Annotated in this window: 5 protein-coding genes and 1 pseudogene; 4 read left to right on the top strand and 2 right to left on the bottom strand. The window is 71.9% G+C overall.

All coding sequences use genetic code 11. The features are described 5' to 3' along the window. Nucleotides 1-200: 200 nt before the first annotated feature. The 4 genes from AC3A46_RS19245 to pyrE are packed head-to-tail and all read left to right on the top strand — an operon-like array spanning nt 201 to nt 4,179. On the top strand, nt 201-2,450 hold the full coding sequence (locus tag AC3A46_RS19245; RefSeq protein ID WP_487666665.1) for a hypothetical protein: 2,250 nt from the start codon (nt 201-203) through the stop codon (nt 2,448-2,450). A gap of 39 nt (nt 2,451-2,489) precedes the next feature. Continuing rightward, the gene (locus AC3A46_RS19240) at nt 2,490-3,239 is read left to right on the top strand and encodes a hypothetical protein (RefSeq protein WP_487666664.1); all 750 of its coding nucleotides are present in this window, start codon (nt 2,490-2,492) and stop codon (nt 3,237-3,239) included. A 28-nt stretch (nt 3,240-3,267) separates the two neighbouring features. Then, a complete protein-coding gene (locus AC3A46_RS19235; RefSeq protein ID WP_487666663.1) occupies nt 3,268-3,564 on the top strand; it encodes a hypothetical protein in 297 nt (98 codons plus the stop codon). A 36-nt stretch (nt 3,565-3,600) separates the two neighbouring features. Further along, nucleotides 3,601-4,179, top strand: coding sequence for an orotate phosphoribosyltransferase (gene pyrE / locus AC3A46_RS19230; RefSeq protein ID WP_045299293.1), 579 nt, complete (start codon nt 3,601-3,603; stop codon nt 4,177-4,179). A gap of 249 nt (nt 4,180-4,428) precedes the next feature. On the opposite strand, the gene AC3A46_RS19225 is transcribed toward pyrE, so the two are convergent. Then, on the bottom strand, nt 4,429-5,733 hold the full coding sequence (locus tag AC3A46_RS19225) for a cellulase-like family protein (protein WP_487666662.1): 1,305 nt from the start codon (nt 5,731-5,733) through the stop codon (nt 4,429-4,431). Continuing rightward, a pseudogene (locus AC3A46_RS19220) lies at nt 5,730-6,092 on the bottom strand (DUF5107 domain-containing protein); the annotation flags it as partial. The pseudogene AC3A46_RS19220 and the gene AC3A46_RS19225, both read right to left, overlap by 4 nt.

Genomic DNA, 6,092 nt, shown 5'->3' with positions numbered 1-6,092 from the left:
TCTCGCAACGGGAGGCCTTCGCCCGTCAGCAGATCACACGCGATTCACGCAACAACGTCCCTGGACATCACACCTAGGCGGGGCGGCGGACGTCGAACGGCGCTGCCCGGGCGCCGTGACCCCTGGCGTATCAGCGCTCCGAGGAGGATTCTCCTATCTGTCAGCGGCCGCGTCCGCGGTCGGGAAAGCGAGACCCCACCATGGACCACGACTGCGGCTGCGGCCACGCGGCCTCCACCGCGCACGACACGCCCCTCGAGTTCGACGCCGACGGCGAGCTCGTCACCGGGCCGATCATCCGGCCCGAGCTGCCGACCCGTCCGTGCCCCCTCGGCACGCTCGACGGCTCGTGGCTGCTCGAGCTCGAACGGCGCACCGTGTTCGCCCCCGAGGTGCGCGGCGCGCTGCGCATCGAAGTCGGCGCCTCCTCGCTGCGCATCTCGGGCGACATGTACTCCCGGCGCGTCTTCCCACCGGTGCTCGGCGAGGTGCAGCGCCCCGTCCCGATCCCGGATCCGGGGCCGGCCGCAGGCGCCGATGGCCTGGCCCGCGATCTCGGCCCGGACGACGATCCATCGACCGCCGACGTCCTGCCGGTGAGCCTGCGCACCTACCCCGCGTTCCCCAAGGCGGAGTACTCCTGGTACTTCCGCTCCCACGGCGCCACCTACATCGACGGCACCCTCACCGTTCAGATCGTGCGCCACCTCTGGAACCGCACGACGCAGGAGTTCGTCTCCACCGACACCGGCACGCTCACGCTCCGGTGCCGGCGGCCGCTCGTGCTGGCGCCCGCGTCCGCTCTCCCTTCCTCGCAGCGCATGACGGGGACGCTCTCGATCGGCGGCACCGTCACCACCGTCACGGCGCGCAAGACGTCGCCGATGTACCGCGGGTGCCGCATCGAGGTGGATGCCATGGTCAACCGTGTGTTCCCGGCATCCGCCACCATCGGTTCGGGGGCTGTGGCCAACGTGCGCTCGGTCTATGCGTCGGCCGGCTGGGACGTCACCGTCGTCACGGATCAGATCGACGTGCCGAACGACGCCGATCTCACGAACGCCGAGCTCGCCACCCTCATGTCCGGGCATCGCCAGACGGTGGCCGGTGAGCAGTGGCGGCTGTGGCTGTTCGTCGGCTCATCGCAGGGCGGGCTGTTCGGGATCATGTTCGACGACGACACGGTGCCGCGCGAAGGTGCGGCGGGATTCGCCGACGTGACGCTCGGCAACGACTCGTTCATCGCCGCGGCGGCACGGAACCGCCCGCTGGACGAGGTGCCGGCGGCGTTCCTGCGCACGCTGGTGCACGAGGCGGGCCACGCGTTCAACCTGTGGCATCCCAAGCACGACGTCCACAACCCGGGCATCGGCATCGAGATCATGAACCAGACGGGCGACGTCATGGGCTTCGCCACGGTCGCCAACCCCTACCCGGGCAACGCGGCGTTCGTGTTCTCGGAGCACGACCGCACGTCGCTCATCCACTCGCCCGACCCGCAGGTGAGGCCGGGCTGGAAGAACTTCGGCTGGGGCCACGGCAACCTCTCGGCAGGGCTGCCGGCGCCGGTCGACGTCGCAGGTCTTGCGGGCGACACGGGCGACGACGCGCTGCGGCTGACCGTCACCATGCCCGCGCAGGCCTTCGTCGGCGAGTACGTCACCGCCGAGGTCGCGCTCACGAACGTGTCGGACCAGCCTCGCACGGTCACGACGCTGATCAACCTGTCGGAGGGCGACCTCGTCTTCCTCCACACGTCGCCCGACCGGTCGCTCGAGCACCTCGTCGACGTCGCGATCGGGTGCGGCCCGCGGCCGACGACGGTGCTCCAGCCGGGGGAGTCGATCCGCAACCACGTGCAGGTGTTCTTCACGAACCAGGGGGTGACCTTCACCGAGCCGGGACGCCACACGGTCGCCGCGCAGCTGGAGGTGGATCCGGTGACGACCGTGCGCTCGGCGCCGGTGACGGTCGACGTGCGCGGGCCGGCATCCGACGCCGAGGTCGACATCAGCGCGAAGACGCTCACGCCGGGCGTCGGTCGCGCGATCGCCCTGGGCGATTTCGCGACGGATGCTGCCGCCCGAAGCGTGCTGACCGCCCTGGCCGAGCAGCACAGCGACACCGACACCGGCGCCGCCGGGGCGCTGGTGCTCGCGAACTCGCTGGCGCGCTCGTTCACCGACGTCCGCGCCCGCGGCGTGCGCGACGCGGCACCGGACGAAGCGGCGCACTTCCTCGAGCTGGCACTGGCGGGCCGGTCTGCCGAACGCGTCGCCGCTCTCGCCGTGACGGTCGCGAGCCCGACCGAGAGGAACGCGCCGGTCGTCGCCGACACGGTGGCGGCGCTCAAAGCGCGCACGAAGGGCGGCGCGAGGTCGGCAGCGGGGAAGGACGTCGCGGCGGCCGAGCAGATCGCCGAGGACTTCGTCTCGCCGCAGGGGCGCTGACCCGGTGACAACGACGCCGCGTGGAGGAAGGATCGACGTGTGACTTCCGATGCGCAGGGCGGCGGGCTGGAGCTTCGGCTCCGGCTCGCCGCCGCGTCCGTTCCCCTCGATCGCGTCGCCTTCGCCGAAGTGGAGGTCGCGGCGGTCGGCGGTGCGGCGACCGTGAGCGCCCGGCTCAACCTCATCGAGGGCGACCTCGAGGTGGAGGTGACGGGGCCCGACCGGCGCGTCGCCCGTGCCACGTGGCCGTGGCCTGCCGACTCGGCGCCGCGCTCGGTCGCACTCGCGGCGGGGGAGCGCCTGGTCGCGGCGGTGCCACTCGTGTCGGAGGGCAGTGAGCCGCTCTTCCCCGCGCCCGGCCGCTACGACGTGGTCGCGCGGTTCGCCGCGCGACCGGGCGAGACGCTCACGTCGAACGCTGCGGTGCTCGTGCGGACCGCGGGCGAGGACGCCGCGCTCGCCGCGGACCTCCGCGATCGCGATGTCGTGCAGAGCCTGCTCGGGGCGGGCGTCATCGGCGCCGCCGAGCCGGCGCTCGTGCGCCTGGCGGACTCGTCCGACACCGGTACCGCGGTGGCGGCTCGCCTCGCACTCTCGCGCACGGATGCTCTCACCCGGGGCGCGGCCGATCCCGCGGCGTCGCGAGCCGTCGCGGCGCTGCTGCCGCCCGGCGCCACCGGCAACGACGAGCGGCGCGAGGCGATCGCCTCTCGCGCGGCTCCGCGCGACGATGCGATGCTCAGCGGGCGACCGATCGAGGACGCAACCGACGCGGCTGTGGAAGACTGAGGCGCCATCAGCCACGAGAAGGGCCGCCATGACCGTGAAGAGTCGCTTGCTCGCCGGAATCCTCGCCGTCTGTGTCGCCTCCGGGGCAGGCATCGCCGCCGCAGCACCCGCCCAGGCCGCGACGATGGGGTACAAGTCCTTCACGATCACGAAGTCGGGCTACACGACCAGCACGGCATGCCTGGCGGCGCAGCGCTCGACCGCGTGGTCGATCACGAACTCCGGTGGGATCATCTATGCCGGCGATGCCTGCGGTTACTGGGGCTCGGCGCAGAAGTGGGGCTTCTCGACCACGTACAAGAAGCTGGTCCCCATCGGCTCCTGAGCGGCGCCGGGGCGCAGCATCCGTAAAATCGAGGGCATGACCGCCGCCTCCACGCCGCAGCTCGAAGCCGACCGCCAGTATCTGATCGCGCTGATCCAGGACGAGGCGGTGTTCCACGGGGATTTCACCCTCTCCAGCGGCAAGAAGGCGACGTACTACGTCGACATGCGCAAGCTGACGCTCGACCACCGTGCGGCCCCGTCGATCGGGCGCATCATGCTCGATCTCATCCGCGACGTGGACGGCATCGTCGCCGTCGGCGGCCTGACCCTCGGCGCCGACCCGATCGCCAACGCCGTGATGCACGAGTCCGCGCGCACCCACAAGCCGCTCGACGCCTTCGTCGTGCGCAAGGAGCCGAAGGACCACGGCCGCGGCCGCCAGGTGGAGGGGGCGGATGTCGCGGGCAAGCGCGTCGTCGTGCTCGAAGACACCTCGACCACCGGTCAGTCGGCGCTGAAGGCGGTCGAGGCGCTGCGCCGCGAGGGCGCCGAGCCGGTCGCCGTCGCCGTCATCGTGGACCGCAAGACCGGCGCGCAGGCGGCCGTCGAGGCCGAGGGTCTGCAGTGGCTCGCCGCCATCGACCTCGACGACCTGGGCCTCGACCCGCAGTAGCCGTCGGGGGCTCGGTCCCGACGGGGGCTGTAACGGAATCGGATCCGCACCTGCGGACGCGGCGCGCGACAGGCCGGCTCGCTGCCGCCGGCCGCGGCGCGTCGGCCGAACGATCCGCACCTGCGGGTCCTAGCCGTGCCCGGATCTCGCACCATCGGTCACGCGTCCGGGACGGCGGGTGTCTCCACATCGAAGGAATCGATCGACACGGTGGTGGGGCGCTGAGCCGCACGCCCCGCACCCGCACGCTCAACGGGCGAGGATCTCCGCGTTGAGCTCGCGCTGCCAGTCGCGCAGCTGCCACATCGGATGATGCGGGGCGGCGTTGGACGACAGCACGACGCCCCAGACGCCATGCTCCAGCGCCGTGCGCACGCCGTGCTCGGCGAGGGACCGGCCGATCGGGCCCTCTTCGAACGTGCCGTGCAGCGGCGTGTAGCCGACCCAGCCCTCCCCGACGATCGCCGGGACGCCCTGCCAGCGCGCCCACGCGGCGATGGCGATGGTCCGCGAGGCGATCTCCCGGCGCATCACCTGCTCGTACGGCGGGTAATGGTCGACCAGCCAGGTGTCCCAGAGGACAGGGTCGATCCAGTCATAGCCGTAGATCATCTGGTCGGTGACGACCGTCGCGCGGTACTTCCACTCGGCGGCGCGGCCGTACTCCGCAAGGGACGGGGCATCACCGCGCAGCAGTTCCCGGAGGGCGGCGTGGGGAAAGCCCTCGCTGCCTTCGGAGCGGATGTCGATGCGCTGCTGCAGCACGTCGAGCACGCCGTAGCTGTACACGTGGAACTGCGCCGCGCCGAGCCCGTCGGGCAGTCGGTGCATGGCGAGGTGGGGCGGTTTGCCGTAGCCGGCGGTGATGAGGAGATCCGGATGCTGCGCCCGCAGCCGCGTCACCTCCTCCGCTCCGCCGTCTCCGAGCGCGGGCAGGATCGAGAAGTCGACCTCGTTGTGCAGCTCGACGAGCGCGATGCGATCACGGTGGCCATGGTCGGTGAGCCACTCGATCATCGCGTCCCAGGCGTCGGAGAGGACGCCGTAGCGATCGCCGAGCGGGACCGCGTCGATCGCTTCGAACCACGCCGGGGAGGCGGCGAAGGCGGTCGACTGCTGGTACTCCCAGCTGGCGAGGATGATCACCATGCCGTGCACGGCGGCAGATTCGAAGAGCGCGAGAAGGCGCGCCCGCAGATCGATGCGGTAGCCGCCCGGGGCGTCGTACCACCGGGTGCGCTGTCCGAAGTATCCGCCGAGCGGAGACGGACCGAGCCCGCCGATCTCGAGGTCGCGGACGACGTCGTAGAGCCCCAGTCCGCCGAACAGCAGCACCGGGGCGGCGCAGATGCGGATGGTGTTGTAGCCGAGGGAGGCGGCCTCCGCCACCGCCGCGTCGAGATCGGCGTACGGCTCGCCGGGACCCGCCTGCGTGTACCAGGAGAAGTCCCACAGGGTGATGGTGAGCCGCTGCGGCAGGTGCGCCGGCACGGGTCCGGTGAGGGCTGACTCGTCCCGCTCGATCGTGCCGGATCCCAGGTAGCGCTCGGTCATGCCTCGGTCCTCTCCGAAACGTCGACGGGCCGCGCTGCGAGCTGCTGTGCGCGTCCGCGCTCCGCCAGCCGTGCGAGCCTGTCGGCCATGGCCGCTCGCGTCGTCGCGGTGGCGGCATCGAACGACGTCAGCTCGGGCACGGAGGTGGCGAAGTAGTCGACCTCGTCGCTCGCGGCGCGCAGCGCCGTCGCGCGGGCGTCCAAGGCATCCCATGCGGAGGTCGCGCTCGTCGCGTCGGCGAGGCGCAGATGCGCCACCCCGGTCCAGTACGTCGATTCGTCGGCCGCCCGCGGTGCCACCGCCAGCGGCGACGGTGCGACGGCCGTGCGCCAGGCCTCGGTCGCACCTGCCGCGTCGCC

The organism is Microbacterium sp. Soil_C_42 (genome assembly GCF_057656735.1).
Note: the sequence above shows the minus strand (reverse complement) of the source record. Positions and strands in the feature narration are given on the sequence as shown.

Excerpts from the sequence above, each read along its gene's own strand:
- AC3A46_RS19245 (WP_487666665.1), top strand. The coding sequence starts at position 201 with ATGGACCACGACTGCGGCTGCGGCCACGCGGCCTCCACCGCGCACGAC.
- AC3A46_RS19235 (WP_487666663.1), top strand. The coding sequence starts at position 3,268 with ATGACCGTGAAGAGTCGCTTGCTCGCCGGAATCCTCGCCGTCTGTGTC.
- pyrE (WP_045299293.1), top strand. The coding sequence starts at position 3,601 with ATGACCGCCGCCTCCACGCCGCAGCTCGAAGCCGACCGCCAGTATCTG.
- AC3A46_RS19225 (WP_487666662.1), bottom strand. The coding sequence starts at position 5,733 with ATGACCGAGCGCTACCTGGGATCCGGCACGATCGAGCGGGACGAGTCA.